The sequence below is a fragment of the Magnetococcus sp. PR-3 genome, from assembly GCF_036689865.1.
GTDB lineage: Bacteria > Pseudomonadota > Magnetococcia > Magnetococcales > Magnetococcaceae > Magnetococcus.
Window position 1 is genome coordinate 140050 of the sequence record NZ_JBAHUQ010000004.1, and the last position, 26227, is coordinate 166276.

General features: G+C 52.6%; 24 protein-coding genes and 1 riboswitch. Of the genes, 21 read left to right on the top strand and 3 right to left on the bottom strand.

From position 1 onward, the window contains the following. Window positions 1-93: 93 nt before the first annotated feature. Entirely contained in the window at window positions 94-1068 is a 975-nt protein-coding gene (gene hemB / locus V5T57_RS04615) for a porphobilinogen synthase (RefSeq protein WP_332889992.1), read from the bottom strand. A 322-nt stretch (window positions 1069-1390) separates the two neighbouring features. Here hemB and V5T57_RS04620 point away from each other — a divergent pair, with 322 nt between their 5' ends. The 16 genes from V5T57_RS04620 to cobJ all read left to right on the top strand — a co-directional run bounded on the left by V5T57_RS04620 (window position 1391) and on the right by cobJ (window position 16494). Next, window positions 1391-2209 carry a PP2C family protein-serine/threonine phosphatase gene (locus V5T57_RS04620; RefSeq protein WP_332889993.1) on the top strand — a complete coding sequence of 273 codons (819 nt, stop codon included), beginning with the start codon at window positions 1391-1393 and terminating at the stop codon, window positions 2207-2209. Window positions 2210-2236: 27 nt separating this feature from the next. Then, on the top strand, window positions 2237-3145 hold the full coding sequence (locus V5T57_RS04625; protein ID WP_332889994.1) for an adenylate/guanylate cyclase domain-containing protein: 909 nt from the start codon (window positions 2237-2239) through the stop codon (window positions 3143-3145). 87 nt (window positions 3146-3232) lie between these two features. Then, window positions 3233-3482, top strand: a riboswitch (cobalamin riboswitch). Between the two features lie 142 nt (window positions 3483-3624). Further along, on the top strand, window positions 3625-4425 hold the full coding sequence (locus tag V5T57_RS04630; protein ID WP_332889995.1) for a DUF4198 domain-containing protein: 801 nt from the start codon (window positions 3625-3627) through the stop codon (window positions 4423-4425). Between the two features lie 12 nt (window positions 4426-4437). Continuing rightward, the gene (cbiM, locus tag V5T57_RS04635; protein ID WP_332889996.1) at window positions 4438-5691 is read left to right on the top strand and encodes a cobalt transporter CbiM; all 1254 of its coding nucleotides are present in this window, start codon (window positions 4438-4440) and stop codon (window positions 5689-5691) included. Next, window positions 5688-6464, top strand: coding sequence for a cobalt ECF transporter T component CbiQ (gene cbiQ / locus V5T57_RS04640; RefSeq protein ID WP_332889997.1), 777 nt, complete (start codon window positions 5688-5690; stop codon window positions 6462-6464). The genes cbiM and cbiQ overlap by 4 nt, the downstream gene beginning before the upstream one ends. Next, the gene (locus tag V5T57_RS04645) at window positions 6461-7117 is read left to right on the top strand and encodes an energy-coupling factor ABC transporter ATP-binding protein (protein ID WP_332889998.1); all 657 of its coding nucleotides are present in this window, start codon (window positions 6461-6463) and stop codon (window positions 7115-7117) included. Before cbiQ ends, V5T57_RS04645 begins: the two co-directional genes overlap by 4 nt. After that, window positions 7107-8426, top strand: a complete 1320-nt coding sequence (locus tag V5T57_RS04650) for a cobyrinic acid a,c-diamide synthase CobB (protein ID WP_332889999.1) — start codon at window positions 7107-7109, stop codon at window positions 8424-8426. Before V5T57_RS04645 ends, V5T57_RS04650 begins: the two co-directional genes overlap by 11 nt. A gap of 6 nt (window positions 8427-8432) precedes the next feature. After that, window positions 8433-9266: a precorrin-4 C(11)-methyltransferase gene (gene cobM, locus V5T57_RS04655; RefSeq protein ID WP_332890000.1), complete on the top strand. Its 834-nt coding sequence runs from the start codon at window positions 8433-8435 to the stop codon at window positions 9264-9266. Next, complete coding sequence (locus V5T57_RS04660) at window positions 9263-10105, top strand: sirohydrochlorin chelatase (protein ID WP_332890001.1); 843 nt, start codon at window positions 9263-9265, stop codon at window positions 10103-10105. The genes cobM and V5T57_RS04660 overlap by 4 nt, the downstream gene beginning before the upstream one ends. Before the next feature lie 144 nt (window positions 10106-10249). Then, window positions 10250-10909, top strand: coding sequence for a precorrin-8X methylmutase (locus tag V5T57_RS04665; RefSeq protein WP_332890002.1), 660 nt, complete (start codon window positions 10250-10252; stop codon window positions 10907-10909). Further along, window positions 10909-12051 (top strand): cobalt-precorrin-5B (C(1))-methyltransferase, encoded by a 1143-nt coding sequence (locus V5T57_RS04670; RefSeq protein ID WP_332890003.1) that lies wholly within the window; start codon window positions 10909-10911, stop codon window positions 12049-12051. The genes V5T57_RS04665 and V5T57_RS04670 overlap by 1 nt, the downstream gene beginning before the upstream one ends. Further along, window positions 12044-13321, top strand: a complete 1278-nt coding sequence (gene cbiE, locus V5T57_RS04675) for a precorrin-6y C5,15-methyltransferase (decarboxylating) subunit CbiE (protein WP_332890004.1) — start codon at window positions 12044-12046, stop codon at window positions 13319-13321. The genes V5T57_RS04670 and cbiE overlap by 8 nt, the downstream gene beginning before the upstream one ends. Before the next feature lie 2 nt (window positions 13322-13323). Next, window positions 13324-14082: a precorrin-2 C(20)-methyltransferase gene (gene cobI, locus V5T57_RS04680; protein ID WP_332890005.1), complete on the top strand. Its 759-nt coding sequence runs from the start codon at window positions 13324-13326 to the stop codon at window positions 14080-14082. Then, a complete protein-coding gene (locus tag V5T57_RS04685) occupies window positions 14079-14828 on the top strand; it encodes a cobalamin biosynthesis central domain-containing protein (RefSeq protein ID WP_332890006.1) in 750 nt (249 codons plus the stop codon). Before cobI ends, V5T57_RS04685 begins: the two co-directional genes overlap by 4 nt. After that, on the top strand, window positions 14828-15226 hold the full coding sequence (locus tag V5T57_RS04690; RefSeq protein WP_332890007.1) for a cobalamin biosynthesis protein: 399 nt from the start codon (window positions 14828-14830) through the stop codon (window positions 15224-15226). The genes V5T57_RS04685 and V5T57_RS04690 overlap by 1 nt, the downstream gene beginning before the upstream one ends. After that, window positions 15223-16494 (top strand): precorrin-3B C(17)-methyltransferase, encoded by a 1272-nt coding sequence (gene cobJ / locus V5T57_RS04695; protein ID WP_332890008.1) that lies wholly within the window; start codon window positions 15223-15225, stop codon window positions 16492-16494. Before V5T57_RS04690 ends, cobJ begins: the two co-directional genes overlap by 4 nt. Here the strand turns inward: cobJ and V5T57_RS04700 are convergent. Beyond that, complete coding sequence (locus V5T57_RS04700; RefSeq protein WP_332890009.1) at window positions 16491-17948, bottom strand: cobyric acid synthase; 1458 nt, start codon at window positions 17946-17948, stop codon at window positions 16491-16493. The genes cobJ and V5T57_RS04700 overlap by 4 nt on opposite strands. 76 nt (window positions 17949-18024) lie before the next feature. Between V5T57_RS04700 and cobD the strand changes: the two genes are divergently transcribed. From cobD to V5T57_RS04715, 3 genes are all read left to right on the top strand, one after another. Further along, entirely contained in the window at window positions 18025-19029 is a 1005-nt protein-coding gene (gene cobD / locus V5T57_RS04705) for a threonine-phosphate decarboxylase CobD (RefSeq protein WP_332890010.1), read from the top strand. Between the two features lie 150 nt (window positions 19030-19179). Next, on the top strand, window positions 19180-21426 hold the full coding sequence (locus tag V5T57_RS04710) for a hypothetical protein (protein ID WP_332890011.1): 2247 nt from the start codon (window positions 19180-19182) through the stop codon (window positions 21424-21426). Between the two features lie 188 nt (window positions 21427-21614). Continuing rightward, window positions 21615-22679 (top strand): HD-GYP domain-containing protein, encoded by a 1065-nt coding sequence (locus tag V5T57_RS04715; protein ID WP_332890012.1) that lies wholly within the window; start codon window positions 21615-21617, stop codon window positions 22677-22679. A gap of 26 nt (window positions 22680-22705) precedes the next feature. Here the strand turns inward: V5T57_RS04715 and V5T57_RS04720 are convergent, their stop codons facing one another. Continuing rightward, on the bottom strand, window positions 22706-23572 hold the full coding sequence (locus V5T57_RS04720) for an efflux RND transporter periplasmic adaptor subunit (protein ID WP_332890013.1): 867 nt from the start codon (window positions 23570-23572) through the stop codon (window positions 22706-22708). A 1158-nt stretch (window positions 23573-24730) separates the two neighbouring features. Here V5T57_RS04720 and V5T57_RS04725 point away from each other — a divergent pair. Both V5T57_RS04725 and V5T57_RS04730 read left to right on the top strand, forming a co-directional pair. Continuing rightward, complete coding sequence (locus V5T57_RS04725) at window positions 24731-25948, top strand: ribonuclease H-like domain-containing protein (protein WP_332890014.1); 1218 nt, start codon at window positions 24731-24733, stop codon at window positions 25946-25948. Window positions 25949-25950: 2 nt separating this feature from the next. Then, entirely contained in the window at window positions 25951-26226 is a 276-nt protein-coding gene (locus tag V5T57_RS04730; RefSeq protein WP_332890015.1) for a hypothetical protein, read from the top strand. Window position 26227: the final 1 nt, after the last annotated feature.

Consider the following 26227-nt stretch of genomic DNA (forward strand, 5'->3'; position numbering starts at 1 on the left):
GTTTGATCGTAGGGAGGGAGAAGCCCCTTAAACGTTGGAACCCGGCCAGAAGACCGGGTTCCCTTGGGGTGTCCCATTTAGGGGGTTATGGGGTCACTCTTTCATCCACGCCGCAGCATCCAGCGCGTGGTAAGTTAAAATAAGGTCAGCGCCAGCCCGTTTAAAGCCCAGCAACATCTCTAGTACCGTACCTTGCTCATCAACCCAGCCATTGGCTGCAGCCGCCTTGATCATGGCGTACTCGCCACTCACATTATAGACAGCCGTTGGACGGTTAGTGTGGTTACGCAGGTCCCGTACAATATCCATATAGGGCAGGCCGGGTTTGACCATCAGGATATCCGCACCTTCGGCGACATCCTGTTCCGCCTCTTTTAAGGCTTCCATACGGTTGGCTGGATCCATTTGGTAGCCGCGACGATCACCTGAACTTGGGGTGTTTTCCGCCGCATCCCGGAACGGTCCGTAAAAGGCGGAGGCATACTTAATGGCGTAGGACATAATGGGAATATCGGTATAGCCCTTTGCATCCAGCCCTTCCCGAATATGGCTGACCATACCATCCATCATACCCGATGGGGCGACCATATCGATCCCAGCATCGGCGTAGGTCACGGCAATACGCTGGAGTACCCCCAAGGTGCGGTCATTGTCCACATCACCATCAACCAAAATACCGCAGTGGGCATGGTCGGTATATTCACACATGCATAGATCCGCGATCAAATAGAGCTCGGGGACGGCCTCTTTAACCGCACGGATAGCCTGTTGAAGAATGCCATGTTCATCAAAGCTATCACTGCCTGCCGCATCTTTATGATCGGGAATACCAAATAGAATGACCCCACCAATCCCCAGCTCATAGGCTTGTTGGCAAAGTTTGACGGTGTTATCCACCGATACTTGATCAACACCTGGCATGGAGACCACAGGCTTGCGTACATTTTGTCCAGGAACCACAAAAATGGGATAAATAAGATCGGCTGGCTGCAAATGGTTCTCACGCACCATGGCGCGGATGCCGGGTGTTTTACGCAGTCGGCGTGGGCGGAAAGGCAGGTGGGCCATTACTTTCCCTTATCTGGTTGGGTTGGGGTTATCCGCAAGACAGGGCTGTCTGAGGGCAGCCTGACAACGGATGACACGGGTACATTGGGGTGTGAGATTCTACCAAAAGTCGCCAACTTATTACAATCTTTGTGACAACGGTGTAGAGATCACGTTAGGATTGAAAAAGTTTTTTGGTCACTTTTTGTTGCGTTAAGAGCACTGGTTACTGGAAACAGACAAAAAATTCTTTATACTGGCTTAGAACAAATGCTCCCAATTTTTGGGGAATCGTTGAGTGGTGAAGGTGATAGACCACTCCTCTGGACGAAAAGCAGGTAAAATGCAACAGATCGGACCAGACATATTGTGTGTCGGACTCTCAGATGTGGGATGTGTGCGTACACTCAATGAAGATAATCTAAGGGTTGAGCCTAGTTTGGGATTGATGGTGGTATCCGATGGCATGGGGGGACACGATGCCGGCGAGGTCGCCAGTGAACTGGTGGTTAACTCATTGGATGAGTTTCTTCATGATCGAGGGGATCCTACCCAACCCATTGGTGTCAACAAATCTACAGATGTTGAGGATGATGAGGACAGCCCAACCCTGGATGAGCTGGCGGACCCCAATGCCTTTTGTATGCGTGAAGCGGTCAATTATGCCAACAGTCGGGTAAACCGATTGAACCGTGAGCGTGGCTACAATGAAGGTACAGGTATGGGGGCAACCGTCGTAGGGATGTGGGTGCCGGATAGCAGTGAGAATGCTATTATATTCCATGTAGGGGATAGCCGCCTTTATCTCTACCGGGATGATGGGTTGAAATCTCTGACCCGTGATCACTCCATGTATGAGCAGTGGAAAGCTTTTGGTTCCAAAGGCAAAGCCCCTTCCAAAAACATCTTAACCCAGGCAATGGGGCCGACAGCGTCGGTGGCTCCAGATATTACCCTGTTTGAACCTCGGCCTGGAGATGTGCTGCTAATCTGCTCAGATGGCTTGCACGGTATGGTTTCCGAACCGGCTATGGCGATGATTATGGCGCAGACTGATGCGGAAAACCTGGACGAACAGGCGCAAGTCCTGATCGATTTAGCAAAGCAGGCTGGTGGTAAGGATAACGTCACGGTAATCCTAGCCATTGTGCCCGAAGATTAAGATTGTTTCATCACAAGGTATGAAACCATGAGAGAAAAGACACGTTTGGCGATTATGTTTGCCGATATTGCCGGCAGTACCAAACTTTATGAACTGTTTGGGGATGCTAAGGCTCGGGAAGTAACATCTCGCTGTATTGAATTACTAACAGCCATTACTGAGGTCCACCAAGGCAAGGTGGTTAAGACCATTGGTGATGAGGTGATGTGTACCTTTAACAGTGCAGATGAAGCGGCTGAGGCGGCCATTCAAATGCAGGAGGATGTCACCAATAATGCCGAAGCACTGGGTACCCCACTGCAGATCCGGGTTGGTTTTCATTTTGGGGAAGTTATCCGTGAAATGGAACGGCAGCGGGTGGATGTGTTTGGTGACGCTGTGAATACTGCCGCGCGGATGGCTGCTCAAGCTAAAGCCGATCAAATTATCACCACTGGTGAGACCTTAGGCTTGTTGGATCCTGATATTGCTGAGGATAGTCGCCCGGTTATCACAACGACAGTTAAAGGTAAGGCTAAGCCGCTAGAAATTTTTGAGATTACTTGGGGGGAGGAGGATGACCTGACGGTCATGGGTGGTATGCCTTCGGCGATGGCCTCCGAGCCAAAGATTGAAAAAATGATGGTCAGTAATGGGGCCTCCAATATTGAAATGGGCCCCAGTAATGCCAACTTAACCCTTGGTCGTGGTAAACAGAGTGATCTGCGGGTTTTGGATAATATGGCGTCACGGCTGCACTGTCGTTTGGAGTTTAAAAGGGACCGTTTTGTGGTCATTGACCAAAGCACCAATGGCACATATGTCATTACGGAGCAGGGTGAAGTGTTCCATGTTCATCGGGATGAACACCAGCTCATTGGTAAAGGGGTTATTGGACTGGGGCAGAAGGTTGGTCCTGGAGATGCCATGGCCGTTGCTTTTGAGGTGATGGAGTGAACTTGATGGAATAACGGCATTAATTTGTGGTTAATAGGCGGGCCTTTGTGTTTACAAAGGCCCGCTTGCTTTTTTAGGGGTGGCATGCCATATATAGTCTGCTCCGGTACACCACTGTAGGTGGTGTGGTAACAGGGAACCTGGTGTAACTCCAGGACTGTCGCGCAGCGGTAAGAGAGAACGAAGGTTGCAGGGAGGCTGGTCTTTGGCTTAGACCTTGGCTCCAGACACTTTACTTGAAGAAGTAAGGGAAGTCGCAACGGTAGGCTGGTTGTTAATGGTGACGATTAACGCCAAGCTCTCAAGTCCGAAGACCTGCCGGGGACGGCTCTCAAGACAGAGGGTCAGTATGTCCAGGCTCTCGCGTCTTTGGAGCGGTGATGACACGTCCTTTTATACGTATTCTGTCTCATCCCCCCTTTTCCAAATCGTTTAAGCCTATCTAGTTTTGCCCCTTTTCGCGTTAAAGGATGGGTGTTATGCGGTTTTTATCCAATCTTGGTTGGTTCTTTTTCCTGTTTGCGGCAGTCATGCTCTATAGTGAAAGGGCGCAAGCCCATTTTCAGCTGCTCTATACACCACAGGTCAATCTAAGCCGTGTGGCAAGCCTGCCTATGCGGCTGGTATTTGCGCACCCCATGGCTAATGGCCATGTCATGAGCATGGGCAAACCCGAACAGTTTTACTATCGGCACAAGGGTAAACAGATTGATCTGCTGGATCGTGTGCGACCCATCACCTGGGCTGGACCAGATAACCATAATGGGGCCTATGCCGCTGAGGTAAAGATCAAGCGTAATGGGGACTATCCGTTTGTTTTAGTACCGGCACCCTATTATGAAAAGAGTGAGGATATCTATATTCAGCAGTGGACCAAATCCTTTGTTAATAAGGGTGGTATACCCTCTGGCTGGGAAAAACCATTGGGGCTGAAGACCGAAATTGTGCCGCTGAATAAGCCGACCAATATCATTGTGGGCAGTACCTTCAGTGGTATGGTACAGAGCCAGGGGCAGCCTGTTGCTGGGGCCGAAGTTGAAGTGGAGTGGATAAATGGTCAGCCAGACTTACAGCGTAATGGGTTTGGCCCCAGCCGCATTACCTCGCCCCCTGCCACATTGGTGGCGATAACTGATGCCAACGGCGTCTTTACCTTTGGTATCCCCCGTGCGGGTCACTGGGGGTTTGCCGCATTGGGGGTTGGGCCAGACAAGCAGTACCAAAAAAAAGAACTAAGTCAGGATGCCGTGTTGTGGATCTATGCATCAGAACTGAAATAGGCGGGTAGGGTTATGCATATTGTTGATGGTGCTTTGGCTCCATCGATCTTGGCTTTGGGTGGGGTTGTCGCCATAGGTGGCACCGCTTTGGGCTTAAAAAAGATGGATGCCGACCATATCCCCCAGGTTGGGTTGCTTAGTGCCGCTTTTTTCCTGGCGTCTTTAATTCATGTTCCCATTGGACCTTCCAGTGTGCACCTTATCCTTAACGGTTTGGTGGGCTTGGTGCTGGGGTGGGCTGCTTTTCCTGCTTTATTGGTTGGTCTGCTCCTGCAAGCCGCCTTTTTTGGCTTTGGTGGTTTGATTGTGCTGGGGGTGAATGTGGTTAATATTGCCCTCCCTGCCGTACTGGTGGCTGCAGCGCTACGTCCTCAACTGGCCGCAGTGCAGAGTCAAAAACAGGCCTTCTACTGGGGCGTAACCGGTGGCGCACTCTCCATTTTATTCACCACGCTCATGGTCGCACTCTCTCTATTTTTAAGCGGTAACGCTTTTGCGATTACCGCCAAAGCCGTTTTTTGGGCGCATCTTCCCATCATGGTATTGGAGGGGGTGTTGACCGGCGCTGCGGTGGTGTTGATACGCCGGGTAAAACCAGAACTGTTCCATTTAAAACTGCGTCCATCTACAGAAGGGGTGGCCAAGGTTTCTACCCATAAAAACTGGATTAAAACCAGTCTGTTCCTCTTCATGTGCTTGGGCTTTATCTACACCCCCGCCTGGGCACATAATATGGTGGCCGATGTCTATGCGGAAGGTATGGCCGTTGAAGGTGAGGTGGGGTTCAGCAGTGGGGATATGGTCCAGGGTACAACGGTTACCATCTTAAATGATCAGGGCCAGGTGCTGGGGAAAACCCAGACCAACGAAGAGGGAATCTTTACCTATCAAGCCAAGCAAGTCATGGATCATCATTTTTATGTGGATGCCGGTGCCGGGCATATTGTTAAGTTAATTTTACCGGCCGATCAGTTAACCGGTAACCCCGCCACTTCCCCCGTTATCATCCAGCCGACTCAGCTACCCCAGCCTGATCCTCATGCGCATCACCATAATGAAGAGCTGATATCTGGTGTGGGTCAGCAGCAGTTGGAACGTCTGATTGAAACAGCCGTGGCCAAGCAGGTTAAACCCCTGCGTAAGCAGCTGCTGGCCTATGAAAATAAAGTACGCCTGCAGGATGCCCTGGGTGGCTTGGGCTATATCATGGGGTTGGTGGGTTTAGCCTTGTGGTTGAGCAGCCGTCGTAAGGAGCCTAAAGCGTGAGTCACGCCCTGGGACCTGTTGGAGACAGCCGGCTGGCGGCCTTAAAAAATGCTTCCTGGCTGCATGGTATTGATGCTCGAGTACGTATTTCATGTGCCGTACTGTTTGCTTTTGTGCTGGTCTCCTCTCACCAATTTTCGACCCTTGTTATGGGTGTGGGGCTGGGTGTCGCACTCATTTTTGCGGCACGGCTGCCGTTAAAACTCACCTTAAAACGTACCGTAGGTGTCGATCTTTTTATCATTTTTCTGCTGATTATGTTGCCATTTACGGCACCTGGTGAGGTGTGGTTTCGCTGGGGGCCATTGACCGCAACGTGGGATGGTCTTTTTCAAGCCATTGAAATTGGGCTGAAGGCCGTTGGCGTTATTCTAGTTCTATTGGCCTTGGTCGGTACCCAAGAGCCCCACCAGCTGGGCCATGCTCTACACCGATTGGGTGTGCCTGAAAAACTGGTCCTGATCTTGTTGTTTACCGCACGCTATTTGGAAGTCCTGCGTCTGGAGTATGGGCGCCTACGTACCGCCATGAAGTGTCGAGGCTTTCAACCCCGCAGCAATTGGCATACATGGCGAAGCTTCGGTTATCTGTTCGGCATGTTGTTGGTACGCTCTTTGGAGCGCTCGGAGCGGATCCATGCTGCGATGAAATGTCGTGGTTTCACCGGACGCTTTTATATGCTTAGTCCCATGCAGATGAAAAATCGGGATGTGCTGTTTGGCGCCAGCTTTGTTGGGGTGCTTATTCTGTTGGTGGGGTTTGAGTGGTTATGAGTCATACCCTGTTCGAGCTACAGGACCTGCACTATCAATACCGTGCTGAACACCCTGTTCTGGCAGGGGCGGACTTTACGCTCTCTAGCGGGGAACAGGTTGCCTTGATGGGGGGGAATGGTAGCGGCAAAACCACCCTGTTTCAGCTGATGATGGGCTTGATTTTACCCCAAAAAGGTCAGGTGCAAGCCTACGGACAGCCCAGGCGCAATGAAGCGGAGTTTATGCCTGTTCGTGCACGTACCGGACTGCTGTTTCAAGATGCCGATGATCAGTTGTTCTCTCCAACGGTTGCCGAGGATATCGCTTTTGGTCCCTTAAATTTGGGTAAAAGTGCGCAGGAGAGTGAAGCTATTGTCGCAGATGTGTTGGCGCAGTTGGAGATGTCCAGCTACGGTGATCGTGTGACCCATCATCTTTCTGGTGGTGAAAAGCGTATGGTCGCCCTGGGCACGGTCTTGGCCATGAACCCTGATGTGCTGCTGCTTGATGAACCCACCAATGCCTTGGATGAAACGGCAGAAGCACGTCTGGTAGAGATGTTGAACCGTCTGCCCCAAGCGATGGTGGTGATTTCCCATGATCGCCGCTTTTTGGATCAAGTAACCAACCGTGGGGTGGTGTTGAATGAGGGGCGGCTATATGCCGCTTGAGCCCACCCTTCATCATTGCCCGGCGCTGTTAATTGCTGGTGGAAGCTCAGGTGATGGTAAAACGGCCACCACAGCCGCACTGGCGCGCTACCACCAAAAGCAGGGTAGGCGGGTACGTATTTTCAAAATTGGTCCTGATTTTCTTGATCCGCAAATTCACCAACAGGCCAGTGGCGAACCGGTCTATCAGCTGGATTTATGGATGGGGGATGTGGAGCATGTTAAAGCACTGCTCTACCGTGCCGCCGCAGAGGTAGATTTGATCCTTATTGAAGGGGCGATGGGATTGTTTGACGGCAACCCGGCGCCAGCGGATCTGGCCAAAACCTTTAAGGTCCCGGTGGTGGTGATGCTCTCAGCCGCCTCCATGGCACAGACCTTTGGTGCCTTGGCCCTGGGGTTAAGCCGCTATGATCCCGCTTTGCCCCTGCATGGTATCGTGGCCAACCGTATCGCCAGTAGTACCCATGAAGCCATGGTGGCAGAATCTATTCCCTCAGACGTGCCCTATTTAGGTGCGCTGCCACGTTGGAAGGAGGGGGGGCTGCCCAGTCGCCATTTAGGGTTGGTGCAGGCTGAAGAGGTGGCCGATCTGGATGCGCGGTTAGAGGGTATGGCCAAGAGTTTGGAAGGGCATGCTTTAGGGGCGCTTCCTCCTGCGGTAGCTTTTGAACCTGCTGCGCATCGTGATGCGTTACCTACATGGTTGTCGGGCTGGCGTATTGCCATTGCTTGGGACCGTGCTTTCCGCTTTGTTTATCAAGCCAACTTGGATCTGCTCAAGCAGCTCGGGGCAGAGCTGTTGTTCTTCTCCCCTATGTCCGATGACACGCTCCCTGTGTGTGATGCTCTCTATCTGCCAGGGGGGTACCCTGAGCTCTGTTTAGAGCCGCTTGCTGAGAATAGATCCATGCATGTGGCCATAAGTGCGCATGTCGGTGAACATAAGCCGGTGCTGGCTGAGTGTGGTGGTATGCTCTATTTGCTAGAAGAGTTGACCCATCACACAGGTCAAAAAGGCAAGTTGGTTGGGGCTCTGCCCGGTCGGGCACGGATGCAAGAGGGGCGGGTAAATCTGGGGATGCAGCAGGTGACACTGCCTGAGGGTAATCTACGGGGGCACACCTTCCATCACTCGGCATTGGAGATGGATCTGGAGCCTCTTTGTCAGGGGGTTCCCCAGCGTAAAACCCGTAAAGGTGAGTTTGTCTACCGTATGGGCTCAGTGACGGCCAGTTATCTACATCTTTATCTACCCTCCAACCCCCAAGCTGCAGCTCAACTGTTGCGGCCGGATTTGGAGGTTTAAACCATCATGGGAAAAGAAACTTTGAATGCATCCTCTGGGTTGGTTTGGTTTGTTGGGGCAGGACCTGGTGATCCTGATCTGATTACCGTTAAAGGGCGTGGCTTGGTTGAACAGGCTGATGCCATCCTTTATGCAGGCTCGCTGGTCTCCCAGGCTGCATTGCAGTGGTGTAAGCCTGAGTGTCAGGTGGCAGACTCTAAGGGTATGAACTTAGAGGAAATTACCCATTGGCTTGTTCAGCATGCCGGACCAGGGAAAACCGTTGTGCGATTACAAACGGGTGATCCTTCCCTTTATGGCTCGTTAGTGGAGATGGTGCAGCCCTTGGATGCCGCAGGTGTGGCGTCTAAAGTGGTACCCGGTGTCTCTTCCGCTTTTGCCTCAGCAGCCGCTGCGGTGGAGAGCCTGACGCTGCCTGAAGTAACCCAGACGGTCATGCTCACCCGGATGGAGGGGCGTACACCGATGCCAGATGGGGAAAAGTTGGCCGATCTGGCCAGGCATGGTTCAACGCTCTGTATCTTCCTTTCCATTACCCTGGTGGTGCCCGTGCAGCAGGCTTTAAAGGAAGCTGGGTGGTCGGATGATGCGCCGATGCTGATTGTGCACAAAGCCAGTTGGCCGGGGGAAGAGCAGATTGTACGTGGCACGCTGGGGGAGGATATGGCCAGTAAATGCAAGCAAGCTGGTATTAAAAGCCAAGCGATGATTGTTGCCAGCCCAGCCCTGGAAGCACGTCATAAGCAGGGGTTGAAAAAATCTAAACTCTACGATGCCAGCTACACCCATAAGTTCAGAAAAGGGGTGGATGGCAACGATCAAGGAAAGCCAATTTCATGAGTGATACCATTCTGCTGGTGGGCCACGGCTCCCGCAATATTAAGGGCAACCGTGAAGTGGAGAGGTTCGCGGAACAGTGGCAAAAGCGCCACCCCGACTGGAACATTCAGCTCTGCTTTATTGAGTTTGCCGATGTGTTGCTCAAAGAAGGACTAGACCGAGCCGCTCAGGGTGCTCAGCGGGTGGTGGTGGTGCCGTTGGTAATTAATGCCGCAGGCCATGTCAAAATGGAGATTCCTGCTCAGTTGGAAGAGGCTCGGGCACGGCATCCAGAGGTTACGTTTCTCTATACCAGTCATCTGGGCTCGGTTGAGGAGGTCTTTAAGGCGGTTAAACGTCAACTCCACCATGGTATGTTGGCGATGCATCTACCCGACCCCCGGACCACAGGTGTGGTCTTGTTGGCCCGTGGATCGTCGGATATTGGTGCCAATGGTGAGGTCGCCAAGATGGCCCGTTGGTTATGGGAAGCGACCCCGCATGATCTGGTGGATATCGCCTTTACCGGCATCACCTACCCGCGCTTGGAAGAGATGGTGCAGCGCCATGTGAAGTTGGGTATGACCCAGATTGTGGTTGTACCTTACTATCTGTTTACGGGCACGTTGATGGAGCGCATCAAAAACCAGGTAGCTAGACTGGAAAAACAGTACCCCACCATCGCCTTTTCGTTAAGCGGATATTTTGGTTTTGAAGAGGAGATCTATGATCTTCTGGATGCCAAGGTTGGTGCCGCACTGGCCGGTATTAGCCAGCAACAATTAATGGAGTGTGATGGGTGTAAATACCGTGAATTTGCCCAGGAGCATGGGCACGGTCACCATCATCATCACGAGTAGTGGTACTCAACAATTGGCCGGCATATATCCTTGGGCTGGCACGTTTGCCGCACGGATAAAGGGGGGCGCTCAAACCGACCCCTGACGTGAGCTTTTTTAGGTTGCTGTCAATGGGCTTTTAAGTCCAGGAGAACAAGAGTTGATATGAACGCACCAACACCTGTTACCGAACAAGATACCCGCGCTGGTCGCCAGATTGAGCATAGCTCTTTTGCCATTGTGGATGCCGAAGCTGGCAGCCACAGCTATGCTGAGGATCAATGGCAAGTGGTCCGCCGTATGATCCACGCCACGGCTGATTTTGAATTTAACGGCCTGGCACGGTTTCACGATACCGCCATGCAGGCAGGCATCGAAGCTGTGAAAGCAGGGGCACCGATTATCTCTGATGTCGAGATGATCCGGGTGGGGCTATCCAAAGCACGTTTGGGTCACTTTGGCATCACCGCCCATCAATTTATCAATGATGGGGATGTCACGAGCAAGGCCAAAGAGGAAGATACGACCCGAGCCATTCAAGCCATGCGCAAGGCACGGGATGTGGGGCTGATGGATGGGGCCATTGTTGGGGTCGGCAATGCTCCAACGGCACTTTTGGAGGTCATCCGTCAGGTGCAGGAGGGTGAAGCCAAACCTGCTTTAATCATTGGTATGCCTGTGGGCTTTGTCTCCGCGGCGGAATCCAAAGCGGAACTTGAGCAGCTGCAAGAGGTGCCATGGATGTTGACCCATGGGCGTAAAGGGGGTTCGACCATGGTGGTTGCAGCCATCCACGCCCTGTTCAGCCTCTGCACCCAGAGCTAATGGCCAAGATTAAACGCAAAAAGGGCAACCGTACCGGGTTTACCACTGGGGCCTGTGCTGCAGCAGCTGCACGGGCTGCTGCCATTGGTCTGGTCCGTGGTGTGGTCCCTGAGCAGGTTGAGTGTCAGCTACCCAATGACCAGATGGTCACCTTTGATGTGGCTGAAGGGTGTGTGGGGCAAGCTCTGCAGGATGAGCCGGAGCGTCTGGGTATGGTTGCCCATGCGGTGATTATTAAAGATGCCGGTGATGACCCGGATGTTACCCACCGTGGGGCGATGACCGCGGATCTTCGTCCACTGCCTGACCAACCTGGACAGGTGGTTTTGGTCGGTGGACAAGGGGTCGGGCGGGTAACCAAACTGGGGCTTGGCTTAGAGGTTGGGGCGCCAGCGATTAACCCTGTTCCCCGCGCTAATATTGAACACAATGTTCGGGCTGTGGCCGCCACTTATCTCCAACACAGTGGTATTGAGGTGGTTATCTCTGTTCCCGGTGGGGAAGAGATGGCCAAACGTACCCTAAATGCCCGTTTGGGTATTGTGGATGGGATCTCCATTTTGGGGACCAGTGGCATCGTTTACGCCTACTCGACCTCGGCCTTTCGTGCCAGCGTAGAACAGCATATTGAGGTGGCCGCCACCCAAGGTCTAACCACCATGGTGTTAACCACGGGCGGGCGAACCGAGCGCTTTACCCAGCAGCAACTGCCAGACCTACAGGATGCCTGTTTTGTGCAGATGGGGGATTTTCTCAAACCTGCGCTCAACGCTTGTGTGCGTGCTGGCATTAAACAGGTGATCATTGGTGGTATGGTGGGCAAATTGGTCAAGATGGCCCAGGGGGAAGAGAACACTCATGCGGGTAAAAGTGTGGTGAATATGGGGTTGGTTGCCCTAATTGCCGCTGAGGTCGGCGCGCCTGAGGCCATATGTGAAGAGATACGAGGGGCGGAAACCGCACGCTTTGCCAGTGATCACATGGCAAAACTGGGTCTGACGCAGCCTTTTTATGACAACTTGGCTCAGCGTGTAGTCCAGACACTAACCCAACGTTACGAAGGTCAGTTCACCCTGCGTATCCTGGTTTGTGATTTTGAGGGCAACCCTATTACTGAGGCTTCTGGAGGTCACCATGGCTGAGCCCTGTCATATTATGGGGGTGCTGGACAATGGTCCAGATGGGGTGCATGGCCAGGCCCTGAAGGTTATGAAAAAGGCGGACTTGGTGATCGGTGTGCCCCGAACCTTTGCCCTGTTTGAAGATTATCTGCCTGAAGATGCTCAGCGTATGGATTTGACGGGGAACCTGAGCAAGGTCCCCCAGTGGATTCAAATTGGTTTAGAGGCTGAAGAGTGTGTCGTCGTGCTGGCGACGGGGGATCCACTTTGCCACGGTATTGGCAGTTATCTGGTTAAAAAACTTGGGCTGGATGCGTGTCAGATCCATCCCAACACCTCCGTGTTGCAGTGGGCTTTTGCGCGTTTGGGGCTGCCTTGGCAGCAGGCTACAATTCTCTCAGCCCACACCGCAGACTGCGGACCCTGGCGGCCTGGAATGGGTGCGGAACACCCCTTAACATCGGTGGTTCAGACCGTGCAGCGCGAAGCGTTGTTAGGGGTGTTTACCAGTCCTGAGAATGATCCCGCGCGTCTGGCGCAAACGCTTATTGCTGCTGGCTTGGACGGGCAGGTCACCTTGCATGTCTGCCAAAAACTACTGTTGGATGATGAGCAGATCGATCATGGTCTCACACCGCAGCAGGTGGTAGAGGGTCACTTTGAACAGCCTAATGTGGTGATTGTGCAAAACCGTGGGCAAGATCGGCGCCCTCTTTTTGGTTTTGAAGATGATCAATATGCCCAACGTAAGCCGGAAAAAGGGCTGATTACTAAAAAAGAGGTGCGTGCGGTTACCTTGGCTCAAATGGCGATCCGACCAGACAGTATTGTGTGGGATATTGGGGCTGGCTCTGGCTCGATTGGTTTAGAGGCTGCACGTCTGGCCCCCCATGGACATGTTTATGCCATGGAGAAAAATGCACCGGATATGGCGTTGATAGAAAAAAACCGCCAAGCTTTGGGTTGCCTGAACTATGCTGCTTTTTGTGGTAAAGCGCCGGATGGGCTCTCAACATGGCCAGACCCTGATGCGGTGGTCATTGGGGGCTCTGGTGGTCATTTGTCCCAGTTGATTGAGCAGGTTGCCCAGCGGCTTCATCCCGATGGGCGGCTGGTTATGAACTTTGTCACCCTGGAAAATCTGGCTACGGCCACCACCACTTTAAAACAGCTCGGTATGGTATGGGATGCCCTGCAGATGCAGGTTTCTCGCAGTAAGCCTATTTTGGATATGCACCGTTTTGGTGCGGAAAACCCGATCTGGATTGTTACCGCCAAACATGGAACCTAATCATGCGTAAAACCCAAGGCCGTTTGATCGGCGTTTCTTTAGGCCCTGGTGATCCCGATTGGATTACCCGTGGTGCTTGGGCTGCCCTGCAAAGTGGTGCCCACTGGACCTACCCCATTAAAAAAACTGGGGCGGAGAGTTATGCCCTGGATATTGTTGTTCGCAGTGGTTTGAGCATACCTGAGAATAAGACAGCCCTGGTCTTTCCCATGACCAAAGATCCAGAGATCCTGGCTAAAAGCTGGGCTGTGGCAGGTAAGCAGGTCTTGGAGCTGCTTAATGGGGGTGAGGATGTCATCTTTTTGGTGGAGGGGGATGCTTCCACCTACTCCACCTTTAACCATATACGCCGTGCTGTGCAGGGGTTGGATGAAGGGGTTCAGTCAGAGGTGATACCTGGGGTGACCTCCTACAACGCTGCGGCAGCCCGTTTACAGGATGTTATCTGTGATCAGGATGACACCGTGGCCATTGTACCCGCAGCTTATGGGGTGGCCGTGCTGGAGAAGCTTTTGGAGCAGTTTGATACCATTGCCCTACTTAAAGTGAACCCTGTCTTGGATCAGGTGTTGGCTATGCTTGAGCAGAAGGGCATTATGGAGCATGCACGCTTTGTAGAAAAAGCAGGCAGCGAGCAAGAGTGGCTGGTTCATGATGTGAGCGAACTGAAAGACCGTAAGGTCTCTTACCTCTCTTTGATGCTTGTGCACAACCCGAACCGGGTCAAACCCACTCTTACACGGGGATGTCGAAAAAAATGATTGAAAATAATAGCGTCAAACCCAAGACCGCCCTTATTGCCATTACCAAACACAGTGTTGGTCATGCCATTAAACTGGCAGGTCTGATGGACAATACCACCTTGTTTGTTTCTGAAAAGTTTGAAGATCATGTGGCCGACTATTCTGGTGCCAAGGAGATTATCCGTGGTGCTGTTAAGCCCCAAATTGGTGGATTAATGGAGGCTTTTGAACAGCTGGTCTTCTTTGTCTCCATTGGTGGTGTTGTGCGGCTGATCGCGCCACACTTAAAGAGTAAAGAGGAAGATCCCGGCGTGGTCTGTGTCGATGATGCCGCTCGGTTTGTTATCCCTATTCTGGCTGGTCATGTGGGTGGGGCGAACGATCATGCCCGGTTGGTGGCGCAGTTGCTGGGGGCCGAGCCGGTTATTACCACCGCTTCAGATGTGCGTAAGACCATTCCTGTCGATATTCTTGGCCGTGAGATGGGTTGGAAGGTTGAAGCCCTTAAAGATAACCTCACCCGTGTCGCTGCCCATATGGTGAATGAAGAGGCCATTGCTTTTGTGCAGGAGGCCGGGAGTAAAAACTGGTGGCCAGAGGATAAACCGCTACCAAAAAATATTCAGCTCTTTGAACGTTTTGAAGAGGTTCCTGTGGAGGCCTTTGCAGGGATTTTGTGGGTGACCAATCGCCCCATTTCACAATCCTTCCTGGAGAGTCTGAAAGGCAAACTGATTGTCTATCGGGTCCCTGAGGATTCCTGATGAAGCTGGTGCTGGGCATGGGGTGTGATCGTAACACCCCGCTTGAGACGCTGGAAACAGCCGTGACGCTGGCGTTGCAAGAGGCTGGCTGTAACCGGAAAGATGTCCAGCGCCTTGCAACCATTGAGGCCAAAAAAGATGAAGTGGCGCTGCTGGCCCTGGCCGAGCAACAGGGGTGGCCTTTGGATCTGCACGGTGCAGAGGCGTTAGCGGCGGTCTCTGTGCCGAACCCCTCTGATGTGGTGCTTAAATATATGGGTACACCCGCTGTTGCTGAAGCGGCTGCACTACTTAGTGGAGGTAGCCCAGGCTGGGAAGCTCTGCTGGTGGAAAAACTAAAATATCGGGGAACCGATGGTAAGAATGCTACGGTTTCTGTGGTGAGGATAATGTCATGAGTGTCGGTAAGATCTTTCTAGTAGGGCTTGGGCCTGGATCTGAAGCCCATATGACCACCCGTGCCCAAGAGGCTATTGCTGCCTCGGATGTGGTGATTGGCTACTCCACCTATATCCGTCTAGTGGAGCCTTTATTGACCCACCAGGAGGTGGTGAAAAAAGGCATGGCAGAAGAGATTGATCGGTGCGAAGAGGCGATAGCTCATGCTGGAAAAGGTAAGGCCGTTGCCTTGATCTCCTCAGGGGATGTGGGGATCTACGGTATGGCTGGTCCCACCTATGAAGTTCTGTTAAAAACCGGTTGGACGCCAGATAGTGAAATTAAGGTGGAGGTGGTGCCGGGGTGTACAGCACTAAGTGCCTGTGCCTCTTTGGTAGGGGCGCCCTTGAGCCATGATTTTTGCAGCATTTCTCTTTCTGATCTCTTAACCCCATGGCCGGTTATTGCTAAGCGTTTGGATGCCGCAGGTTGCTCTGATTTTGTGGTGGCACTCTATAACCCTAAGAGTGGACGACGGACCGAGCAGATTGTAGCCGCGCAGGAGATCCTGCTACGTCACCGGAGCGGTAAAACCCCTGTCGCAATTGTGAAGTCAGCCTATCGTCCCCGCCAGAGTGTGGAGATGACGACCCTTAAAAAGATGGCTGAGGCTGACATTGGTATGCTCTCAACGGTGCTTATCGGCAATAGCGATACCTTTGTAAAAGAGGGGCTAATGATCACCCCTCGGGGGTATGCCGGTAAATATGTGGACTTCACCAGAGAGGTTAAAAAAGGTGAAAAGGCGGGTCACTCCCTGAGCATGGGGTTAGATGGCTGGCATGAGATTATGCGGGATCATCTACGGAAAAATCCTGATCACTCCATGCAACAGGTCTCAGAGCTGTTTGATGTACCCATGGGGGAGGTTTTAAAAGCGCTATCGGATGCCGGTAACAACCCCATTGATGGGCGCTCTGTGGAAGTGATTAAACGCAAGGCTTTGCCTGCCTTGTTGATCACCATGAAGCAGGTGCGTATTCGTTGGGTGGCCGGCGATGCTGAGGGCACCATTACCTTGCAGGATGCCACCTGGGCGGTGTCCAAAAAAGAGGTCCAGCTGGTGGGGCCGGGTACCAGTGTTTGTTTGCCTATTAAATCGATCAAAGGCATTTGGTTAAGCCGTAGTGGATCGGGTAAAACCCTGTTTTTGACCGACCAGTATGGCGATATTCTGCTACGTGTTCAGGTTACAGCACAGCATGCCTTGCGGGTTACGGGTCCTTAAAAAGCGGGTAGCAAAGGTTTTAGGGTATCCATCTGCACATGGCTTTCAAAGGCATCAGCCAGACGGTTAATGCTCTCTTCTCGGTGTTGACGAATATCCTGGTGCTGCAGTGTATGTTGGGGCGCCGCCCATTTTAAAAGGGCGGCTAACGCTTGGGGGTGGTCCAGCAAACCGTGTAGGTAGCTGCCCATCACTTGGCCATCTTCCGAACAGGCTCCGTCGGGGCACCCGGTTTCTAACGTTAGGGCAGGGCGTGCCAACGCAGGGCCTAGACTCTGGCCCATATGGATCTGGTACCCCTCCACACATCCACCCATCATGAGCTGGCCTGTATGGCGAGAAAGCTGTTTGTTGGCGGTGATGGTGGTTTCCATGGAGAGTAGCCCCAGCCCCTGCATCGAGTTGGGGCTACCTTCAATGCCCTCTGGATCGTGGATTTGCTCTCCCAACATTTGAAAACCACCACAAATCCCCAAAACACGGCCGCCATAGCGTAGATGGCGGGTGATGCATGCAACCCAACCATGGTTTTGCATCCAGGTTAAGTCTGCCCGCACACTTTTACTGCCTGGCAATAGAATAAGATCGCAGGGGGGGATGGGTTGGTTGGCTTCAATCAGATGCAGTGCGACATCCGGGTGGCTGAGTAGAGGGTCCAAGTCTGTATGGTTGCTGATGCGTGGAAGACGCGGGACAACCACCGAGAGCTTGGCCTGTTGGTTGATCTGGGGCACCGCAAAAAAGGAGTCCTCAGCCTCAAGATGTAGCCCTTGAACGTAGGGTATGACACCCAGGGTGGGCTTGCCGGTTATCTCCAGTAACTGATCCAACCCTGGGGTTAGTAGTGCAGGGTCTCCACGGAATTTATTGATGAGGAAACCTTGAATACGCTGCTGTTCGCTTTTGGAAAGCAGATTCATGGTGCCAACCAGTTGCGCAAAGACACCACCTCGGTCAATATCCCCCACCAATAGGACTGGGCAGTCCACGGCTTCAGCAAAGCCCATGTTGGTGATGTCGTTGGATCGTAGGTTTATCTCTGCTGGCGATCCTGCCCCTTCAACGATGATGACATCATAGTTTTGGCTGAGTCGTTGATGGGCCTGGAGCACATACTGCATGGCTTGGGGTTTGAAACGGTGGTACTCCACGGCCTTCATATTACCCACAGCCCGACCTTGAATAATGACCTGAGAACCAACATCGGAGTTGGGTTTCAGTAAAATCGGATTAAAATCGGTATGGGGTTCCAGACCGCAGGCTCTGGCTTGTAATGCTTGAGCTCGACCAATCTCACCACCATCAATGGTGACCGCACTGTTCAAAGCCATATTTTGTGGCTTAAACGGGGCCACAGATAACCCTTGGCGAGAGAGCAAACGGCACAGTGCGGTGACCATTAAGCTTTTACCGGCATCCGATGTGGTGCCTTGGATCATAAGGGTGTGGGCCATGAGTTGTGATCTTTCCCAAGGTGAACAAAGCGCCATGATGAAACAGCTTTCTGTCATGAGCAAGGCACGGTAACACATGAATGCACTGCACCATGGTGGCCGTCTCTATCAAGCTGCCGCTGAATTTGATATTCCACTGACGCAGTGGTTGGACCTCTCCACGGGCATTCATCCCCAGGGTTGGCGCCCGGCCCGGTCTATGCCGGACAGCTGCTGGAACCGCCTGCCGGAAGAAGAAGATGGCCTGCTATCGGCGGCCCAGCACTACTACGGTACTGCGCATATCCTACCTATTGCGGGTTCCCAGGCGGCGATCCAAACAGTGCCACGCCTGTGTGGTGTGGGTAAGGTTGGTATCCTTACCCCTACCTATGCTGAGCATGCCCATGCGTGGCGTCAAGCGGGTCATCAGGTTGTAGAGGTGAAAGGGGATCAGGTATCTGCTCTGCTGCCAGAGCTTAATGTGCTGGTGGTGGTCAATCCCAATAATCCCACGGGAACATACTACTCAAAACAGCAGTTAATGGCTTGGCTTCAACAGCTGTCCTCCCATGACGGACTTTTGGTGGTGGATGAGGCTTTTATGGATGCGACCCCTGAAGCTTCCCTGTTGGATCAGGTGGGTGTGCCTGGCTTGGTTGTGTTGCGCTCTTTAGGCAAATTTTTTGGTTTGGCTGGGGCGCGTGTGGGCTTTTGTATGGGACCTGCCCCATGGCTATCCCGCATGGCAGAGTGGTTAGGACCCTGGACACTCTCTCACCCTGCCCGCTGGGTTGCGACCGGTGCCTTAAAGGATGAAAACTGGCAGCAGAGGACCCGCCAGGAGCTGCCTAAATTAAGCCACCGATTGATGACAGGCTTGACAGATGCTGGTCTGACACCCACCGGTGGAACCGGGCTGTTCCAGTATGTTCGTCACTTTCAAGCGAAGCAGATCGGGTATCGCTTGGCACAGAAGGGGATTCTTGTACGCGGCTTTGAGTCCCCTTCAGCTCTTCGCTTTGGTCTGCCTGGTGAAGAGGCGCAATGGCAACGATTTCAACAGGCTTTATCCGCTGTTATGCAGGATTTGCAGAGGTAATAAGGGCGTCGTTTGGGGCGGAATATCCCTGGCACTTTTGTAACGATTTACAATGTGGCCCAAGAAATGCTTGATTTTTTGAGAGAAATTTTCATACTGTTAGGGTTGGGCTAAGAACCCACTGTCGAACGGTAAGTTATTGGAGACACAATGAAATTCCCCCGTCTATCGGCGTCGCTCCGACTTGTTCCCCTGCTTGTTACAGGGTTGATGCTGCCTGCCTGTGCCTCCTTGGATGCCTTTCAGGATGTCAGCAGCAGTCGTCCTGACGTTCAACGTCAAGGTGAGCACGGCGCAGATGTGACTGAATATGGTGGTCTGCCCCAAACCCGTGGTGTCACCATTGGTGAGGCGCAGGAGTTTGCCCGGTTACTGCAGCTCCGTTATGACACCGCTATCCGAGGTCAAGCTAAGGATCAGGAAGAGGTGCGTCTGGCCTTAACCGGACTGGCGGCTGGTGCCGTTGGTGCCGTGCTGTTTGATAGTGATGATGATGTGCTAAAGGGCTTAGGTCTGGCCGGTGGTACACTCTATACCATCAATCAGGCGGTAGTGGATAACCAGCGTCGGGGTATCTATACCCGTGGTGTGGAGGCGTTGGGGTGTTTGGTTGAGGCTGTGGATAAATCCGGTCTCTCCACCAGCCGGGTGCAAAACGCCATGTCGGCTGTGCGTGATGCCCGTGAGGCTCGCCAATCTTTCCGGCGTGCTCTGTGGGAGTTGCGGGATATTAATGCCGCACAATCCAGTGACATGGCCCGTATGATCAGCCAACTCCAGAGCGGGGTTCCCGTCCCTGAGAACCAGAAAAATGCGCACTTCTGGCAGGATGAAGTCCGTCAGTTGGCAGGGGTGCAAAGCTCAGTTCAAGGGCTTATTCAGGCGATTAAATCCAGTGGTAACCTCTGGATATCCGATCAGCAGGAACGTAACCGGGATCTGGAAGCCACTGTTGATGGTATTGAATCCTACGCAAAAATCTTGGTCACAAAGACCTTTCATGTGCAGATGGCCATCAACCAGGAGTTGAGCCGTCTGGAGCCCGACCAAACCCGCTATTTAAATGAGCTGCGCGGGCATTTGCAGGGTGGTTTTGTAACCACCAATGGGCGGGATGCCATGAGTGGCCTGCGCAATCCCTTTGGCAACGTTTGGAAAGCCGATGGTACGGTGCTGAGCTTAATGGAGACCCGTAATGCCATGGCCAAAACGCTGTTGGCTTTAGGTGAGTTACGGGCACGAGGGTTAAAAACTCCGGAAGTGCGCGGCGATATGGCGGCATTGGAGCGGGTGAACCAGGCGGTTGTTCAGGTCGATGGTGCTTTTGATCGTATGATTGCAGCCCAGCAGGAGCTGCAGTTTGGAACCATTAGCTTTGATACCTCTTCAGCCCTGTTTGCCGACTGTTCCTTGGATATTGAAAATGGTCATGTGCTGCGTTTAATGCCCCCCCAGGTGGTGTTGGAGCTAGAGCCTAATGCGCTGGAGTTGGTCTCTAAAAAAGTATTGATCAGTGGTGGGCGCGCGCCCTACTTGGCGGTTTCTGACAACGATGGTTTGGTTGTGGTTGAACGCATGGACCCCTTAGCTGAAAATAAGGGGTGGATGATGTTGAGAATCGCCGTGGATCGCCCCCATACCACCAACGTCACCGTTGTGGATAACAAGGGTACCCCCCAAATTTTGAAGATTATCATTCCCCGTGCGGAGGTTCAGCATCTTCGCACAGGTCGTACACCTGTGGTGGCCAAAGCTACGCGCCAGACCACTCCGAGTGTGAGGGATGATCTTGATTCATGCCTAACCCGTAATAAGGGTAACTATCTGCGCCGTTCAGGTGGATATTACACCAAAGGCTGGTTGGTGCAGGATATTCGTCGCTTGCAGCGTATTGCGGATAAAGCACCAGGGCTGGGGCAGGATGTTCGGATTGATGGCTTAATGGGATCTAAAAGTTGGAACGCCATTTGTCAGTTGCAAGATCTGTATGGCGAACGGGTAACAGGCAAGCTGGGGCGTTCAGAGCTGGGCCGGTATGAGCAGCGTCTGGAGATTACAGAGCCGATAGTACCCGGCGCGTTGTCCCCTTTTGAGTTTAGTCCACGCTTTGATGGGGTGTTGCTTAAGCAGTTTCAGAGTAATCTAAAAGAGCAGCTGGGTACGGCGGGTTCGAACATAGAACCGACTGGGGTTCTGGATGAAGCGACCCGTCAGGGGATCGAACAGTACCGTAAGCAGTTTATCGAAGGCAGTGTGGATGAGGCTGAGGATATTGCCCAGCGCAATCAGGAGGTGTATGAGGACCGACACCCCAATGCCAATTTTGTGATTAATAAACAGCGCTTAACCAATCTGCTCTTTCATAAGGTGATTCAAACTGAAAAAATGACCCACTAAATAGTGGTGAACATTGAAGTTAGCAAGCCGTTCCGGCAAAACCGGAGCGGCTTTTTTGTGTATGGGGCATCTTTTGAGTGTGTAAAAAAAGGGTGGATTTTCATGGGGTTTGTCCCTTATCTTTGACACACTGTATTACATAAGAGCAGGCTCCTGCCCATGGAGCTCTGTAGAGGGGTTCCAGTTTCATGTCTCAGTACCAGATGGATAAAGATGCCGAAATGGCTTTCCTTGCCTCCCAGCTTGATGCGTTGGGTGAGGGGGATGGTTCGGTTGATCCCAGAGAGATGCAAGAGCAGCAGTGGGTCGATGAGACAGCCCAGGCACTGGAATTGATGTCCGCGACTGAGCACGAAATTGCTCAGCAGTTTCAGAGGGCCAGTGATGGCGAGCCTTTGGAGGTTGAGCAACTTGACCTCGCTGTAACCCGCATGAGTGGTTCCTTGGCAGAAGACCCCGATGCTTTAATTGGTCTCTCTCTGTTACGTCAGCACGATCATGAAGGCTTTGATCATTCGGTTAATGTCTCGATCTACCTTATGGCCATGGCACGTGGCATGGGGGTGGATGAGGAGAGCGTCAATGCGATTGGTCTGGGGGGGCTGCTGCATGATCTGGGTAAATCCCAAATTTCTCCCGCGGTCATGAATAAAAAAGAGAAGCTCTCAGAGTCTGATTGTAAGGTCATTCGTAACCATGTGGATGCGACGTTAGAGATGATGGAGGTGATGGAGGTCTCGGATCTAAGCCGCAAGTTGGCCGCTGAACACCATGAACGGCTGGATGGCTCAGGCTACCCCAAAAAACTCAAAGGGGATGAGATCTCACAAGTAGGGCGCATGGGAGCGATCTGCGACATGTTTGATGCCATGACCTCTAACCGAATATACCGCAAAGCCCGTGAAGGTAAGGAGGTGCTGCGGCATCTCTTGAAAGAGGGAAAAGAGAGCAAGCGGTTAGACAGTAAAATGGTGGAAATCTTTATCCGCTCGGTAGGGATCTACCCCATTGGCTCTATTGTTCGTATGGCCGATACCCGGATGGGTGTCGTGATCCGTAATAGCCGTGCTGACTTATTGCGCCCGGTGGTTCGGGTTGTGGCCAAAGGGGATGAGCAGTTGAACCCCTACACGCTGGATCTCTCTAAAAACCCAGAATCTGCAGCACAACGCATTGTGGGTACAGAGACCCCTTCTGTTGTTCGCATCAATCCTACACTGTTTATGCCCGCTGCAGAGCTCTACCACGTCTAATCGACCCCTTAAAATGTGGCAGCCTTTTACGGCGTGAGGTTGTGCAACTTCTGGGTAAGAGTGGTTGCCAGGGATTGAGCCTGCGTATCGACCCATAAATGGCCATGCATACGCATGGCCGGCACGTCTGTTTGTATCTCTACCCTCATGCGAGTGTGGGAAGGGTCGTTGTCTGTGGTGGGTTGGGTTTGTATGGCGGCCTCTGTTTGAGCCAGGTGCTGAGAGGAAGGCGCAGTCACAACGGCTATGGGGGCTGGCCCTATGATCGTAACCACAATGGGTTCAAACGCTTGGATGTCAGCCTGAAAGCGGGCTTGCTGCCCAGCTTTTAATCCATCAAGTTGATCTTCCGTTCCCCAAGTCTCAATCACCCCCTGATGTTCATTACCCAAGGTGAAGAGGGGCAACTGTTGAGCCACCTGTGCGCCGGGTCTGGCCAAAGGGTGGATCTTAAGTAACTGGCCGCTGTGTGGGGCTTTTACTCTGTGTTGTTGCTGACGTTGTTGTAATGATTGCAGCGCCATCCTGGCGCTTTGTAGCTGCTTACGAACAACATGTAAGGGCGCGTATTCCTCTTCATCTCTCCTCTGTTCTACCAACAGGGTTTCCAAGGTTGAAATACGATCAGCCAAGGTCTCTTTTTCATGGTGAGTATCTGACCGGCTCAGTGTCACCATCACAGAACCTTTTTCCACCCACATCCCCTGCTTGATATGGATATTCTCTATCTGTGCCGCAAAGGGGGTAACTATCTCTTGTGGTTGAGATATCTGTAGGGTTGCGGGTAGGCGTTTAGAAAAGGGAAGGGGGATAAACAGTAAAGCTATCACCGCAATGATCAGTAGGCGTCTGGGACGTCGTCTCCAAAGTGAGGCTTGGTGCGGAATAGCCATAAGAAATATGCTGCCTTCCCGATAGAGGGGTCTTTGTCGGAGCTGCCACCCAGCTCCTAGAAATAATAGCCTGCCTCATGCTTAGAAAAAAAGCCCATAGAGCCAGTTGCCTAGGTGTCTATTAAGGTTAGGTCAGGAACCCTGCCAGTCAGGGCGTGATGCCGTCTTCCCCATGGTCCTTAAAATAAGAGGGCTCATTAGCCCAGGTCTGTATGGTTCGCAGAGGCTACAGGCCGTTTTAAAACATGCTTGCGACCAGTGTTGAAAGTGGGGTGTTCTCCACGCAACATAGTATGTAGGCCCCATTAAAAGGCATCAATGGATGGAGGTAAAGCCGGTTGTCGCACCCTTACTCTACGCTTACTGAGAAAACAGCCGCTGTGCAGTGGGCTGTTAGGGGGTAGATACCGAAAAACCGTACCATGGGGTCCAAGGCAGCCTTGTCACGACCTTAGCCGCTGTCATCAATCAACGCCCTTTATCTGTTGGTTCGTCGCTAAGCGTGTTCGGTATCTATCGATGGCGTTGCCACAACCCCCCTCCAGACCACACCTCTCATAGGGCAGGCCGCCACTGCCTTGATAAAGGCGGTAAGTGTGGGTTCGGTCATGCGGACCTGGAATGATTGAGCCAGACCCGTATGTTGTAAGCGTCTCTTAAGCTCAGGTATGTGTAGGGTTCGTAGAAGAGTCTACATCTCAGGGTTGTTAGGCGTGTCCAGGGGCAAGCGCCTGTTTGGCTTAGAAGGCTTTAGGGTCAAACCTTGAGCCTACGGATCCAACGGCCTTTACGATTCAGGGAGATGACCTTGCTTGACTTGGGGCCGGAAGCTGGCAATGTTGAGGTATGATCGCTCTGTTGTCATGCATGTTGCCCGTTCTTGTCTGACCGGATCGGTGGTTGTTTAAGGCAGTGGATGGCACAAAAGCTGTGCGCTTGCCTTGAGGTTAGCTGCCAAACCTTTCAACGTAGAAGAATCGATTTTAATGAACAGATCCTGTTGTGGGTCATTGTTCCGCTATGCTGGCTAGCCTTGTGGATCCTGCTCAGCAGAGCTAAGCTCCAGCACAGAATATGGATGTGGCACGGAGTAGGTCGCATAAAGCAGGTGGTTGGTGTGGGCTATGTTTCCTTGATTTAACCCCATGGGAGTTTGGAATGGCTGGGCTTAAGGATAAGCTGCGCAAGCTCAAGGGTCAGGAGGGGGTCAAAATAGACCCTGTGCCACCTGCACAGAACCCTGACATGGCACGGCAGCTACGGCGTCTACGGCCCATTGCACCACAACAGACAGGCGATGGTGTTGCCCTGGAAGATGAGCAGGCATTGGCAGATTTCTTAGGGGGGGAGCTGGTGGCGCCAGGGCTGATCCTCATTCGTTGGCACACACCGCTGGATCAATGCCATGGTCGTTATCCTCTCCAGCGCTTGATGTCGGTGATTCCTCCCATTGTTGGTGGTGGCCTGGATAATCCAGAAACCTGTGCCTGGATAGATACAGAGACCACAGGGCTGGCTGGTGGAACCGGCACCACGGCCTTTCAAATAGGTTTGTTACGGTTGTGGAATGGCACACTGCATGGGCGACAGTGGTTGTTGAGTGGCTATGCCGGTGAGGCCGAGATGTTGCAGCAATTCCATCAAGCGTTGGAGGGTGTGACGCAGCTGGTCAGTTTTAATGGTAAAAGCTTTGATGTCCCCCTGCTTTTAACCCGTTTTAAGCTACATGGCATGGTGGATTCACTTTCCCATCTATCCCACCTTGATTTGTTACATCCCTTTAGGCGTATATTTGGAGGGGTGCTGCCAGATTGTCGTCTGCAGCGAGGGGAGCAGCATCTGCTTGGGTTGTTTCGTGAAGATGATCTTCCAGGCTCTGAAGCACCGTTGGCTTGGCAAGCGTGGCTTAGAGGCAAGCGGGGCGAGCGCTTGGCTGGCGTATTGAAGCACAATCAGGATGATCTGCTTAGCCTGACCTTGTTGCCGATACTGCTTGCGGAAGGTTTTGCAACCTGCGCGCATGGGGCATACCCCCATGCTGTGGCCAAAGCGTGGATTGAGGCCGACGATGAACCTCGTGCCATAGAGATCCTGGAGTCCCAAATCAAACAGTTGGATGGAGATGGCTTGCAACGTCTGGGTTGGCTCTATCGTCGTGCCGGTCGTTGGACGCAGGCTGTCATTGTTTGGAACATGGCCGCACGCAAAGGGCATGTGCCCGCGATGGAGGATCTGGCCAAGTATCATGAGCATCAGGATAAAGATCTGGCACAAGCCTGGATCTGGGCTCAACGGCTTCAACAGCGAACCGGGCGCACCCCGGAGATTAAAAAACGGATAAACCGTCTACGCAAAAAGCGTGGTGAGGAGTGGTAAGCATGAAACTACCTGTCAATGCATCGGTTAAAGGTGAAGCTCTGATCTGTGATGGCTTTGCTGAAACAGCGGAAGAGGCCATGGCGATGGCCCGTGGCGCTGGGCGTGAGGCAGGGCATGCCTACAAACAGGATTTTGATCTTGAAATGGTGGGTGATGAAGAAGAAGTTGCCCAAGGGCAGGTGGCGTGGTTGGGTAAACTCCAGGGGCAGCAGCCAGACCGCCGTTCATCCCTTGGGGGGTGGGGGTTGTTTGCCGTTTGTTGGGTAACCTATTGAT

What these genes read in the sequence shown, in the direction of transcription:
- hemB (WP_332889992.1), bottom strand. Translation starts at nt 1,068, where the DNA reads ATGGCCCACCTGCCTTTCCGCCCACGCCGACTGCGTAAAACACCCGGC.
- V5T57_RS04620 (WP_332889993.1), top strand. Translation starts at nt 1,391, where the DNA reads ATGCAACAGATCGGACCAGACATATTGTGTGTCGGACTCTCAGATGTG.
- V5T57_RS04625 (WP_332889994.1), top strand. Translation starts at nt 2,237, where the DNA reads ATGAGAGAAAAGACACGTTTGGCGATTATGTTTGCCGATATTGCCGGC.
- V5T57_RS04630 (WP_332889995.1), top strand. Translation starts at nt 3,625, where the DNA reads ATGCGGTTTTTATCCAATCTTGGTTGGTTCTTTTTCCTGTTTGCGGCA.
- cbiM (WP_332889996.1), top strand. Translation starts at nt 4,438, where the DNA reads ATGCATATTGTTGATGGTGCTTTGGCTCCATCGATCTTGGCTTTGGGT.
- V5T57_RS04645 (WP_332889998.1), top strand. Translation starts at nt 6,461, where the DNA reads ATGAGTCATACCCTGTTCGAGCTACAGGACCTGCACTATCAATACCGT.
- V5T57_RS04650 (WP_332889999.1), top strand. Translation starts at nt 7,107, where the DNA reads ATGCCGCTTGAGCCCACCCTTCATCATTGCCCGGCGCTGTTAATTGCT.
- cobM (WP_332890000.1), top strand. Translation starts at nt 8,433, where the DNA reads ATGGGAAAAGAAACTTTGAATGCATCCTCTGGGTTGGTTTGGTTTGTT.
- V5T57_RS04660 (WP_332890001.1), top strand. Translation starts at nt 9,263, where the DNA reads ATGAGTGATACCATTCTGCTGGTGGGCCACGGCTCCCGCAATATTAAG.
- V5T57_RS04665 (WP_332890002.1), top strand. Translation starts at nt 10,250, where the DNA reads ATGAACGCACCAACACCTGTTACCGAACAAGATACCCGCGCTGGTCGC.
- V5T57_RS04670 (WP_332890003.1), top strand. Translation starts at nt 10,909, where the DNA reads ATGGCCAAGATTAAACGCAAAAAGGGCAACCGTACCGGGTTTACCACT.
- cbiE (WP_332890004.1), top strand. Translation starts at nt 12,044, where the DNA reads ATGGCTGAGCCCTGTCATATTATGGGGGTGCTGGACAATGGTCCAGAT.
- cobI (WP_332890005.1), top strand. Translation starts at nt 13,324, where the DNA reads ATGCGTAAAACCCAAGGCCGTTTGATCGGCGTTTCTTTAGGCCCTGGT.
- V5T57_RS04685 (WP_332890006.1), top strand. Translation starts at nt 14,079, where the DNA reads ATGATTGAAAATAATAGCGTCAAACCCAAGACCGCCCTTATTGCCATT.
- V5T57_RS04690 (WP_332890007.1), top strand. Translation starts at nt 14,828, where the DNA reads ATGAAGCTGGTGCTGGGCATGGGGTGTGATCGTAACACCCCGCTTGAG.
- cobJ (WP_332890008.1), top strand. Translation starts at nt 15,223, where the DNA reads ATGAGTGTCGGTAAGATCTTTCTAGTAGGGCTTGGGCCTGGATCTGAA.
- V5T57_RS04700 (WP_332890009.1), bottom strand. Translation starts at nt 17,948, where the DNA reads ATGGCCCACACCCTTATGATCCAAGGCACCACATCGGATGCCGGTAAA.
- cobD (WP_332890010.1), top strand. Translation starts at nt 18,025, where the DNA reads ATGAATGCACTGCACCATGGTGGCCGTCTCTATCAAGCTGCCGCTGAA.
- V5T57_RS04710 (WP_332890011.1), top strand. Translation starts at nt 19,180, where the DNA reads ATGAAATTCCCCCGTCTATCGGCGTCGCTCCGACTTGTTCCCCTGCTT.
- V5T57_RS04715 (WP_332890012.1), top strand. Translation starts at nt 21,615, where the DNA reads ATGTCTCAGTACCAGATGGATAAAGATGCCGAAATGGCTTTCCTTGCC.
- V5T57_RS04720 (WP_332890013.1), bottom strand. Translation starts at nt 23,572, where the DNA reads ATGGCTATTCCGCACCAAGCCTCACTTTGGAGACGACGTCCCAGACGC.
- V5T57_RS04725 (WP_332890014.1), top strand. Translation starts at nt 24,731, where the DNA reads ATGGCTGGGCTTAAGGATAAGCTGCGCAAGCTCAAGGGTCAGGAGGGG.
- V5T57_RS04730 (WP_332890015.1), top strand. Translation starts at nt 25,951, where the DNA reads ATGAAACTACCTGTCAATGCATCGGTTAAAGGTGAAGCTCTGATCTGT.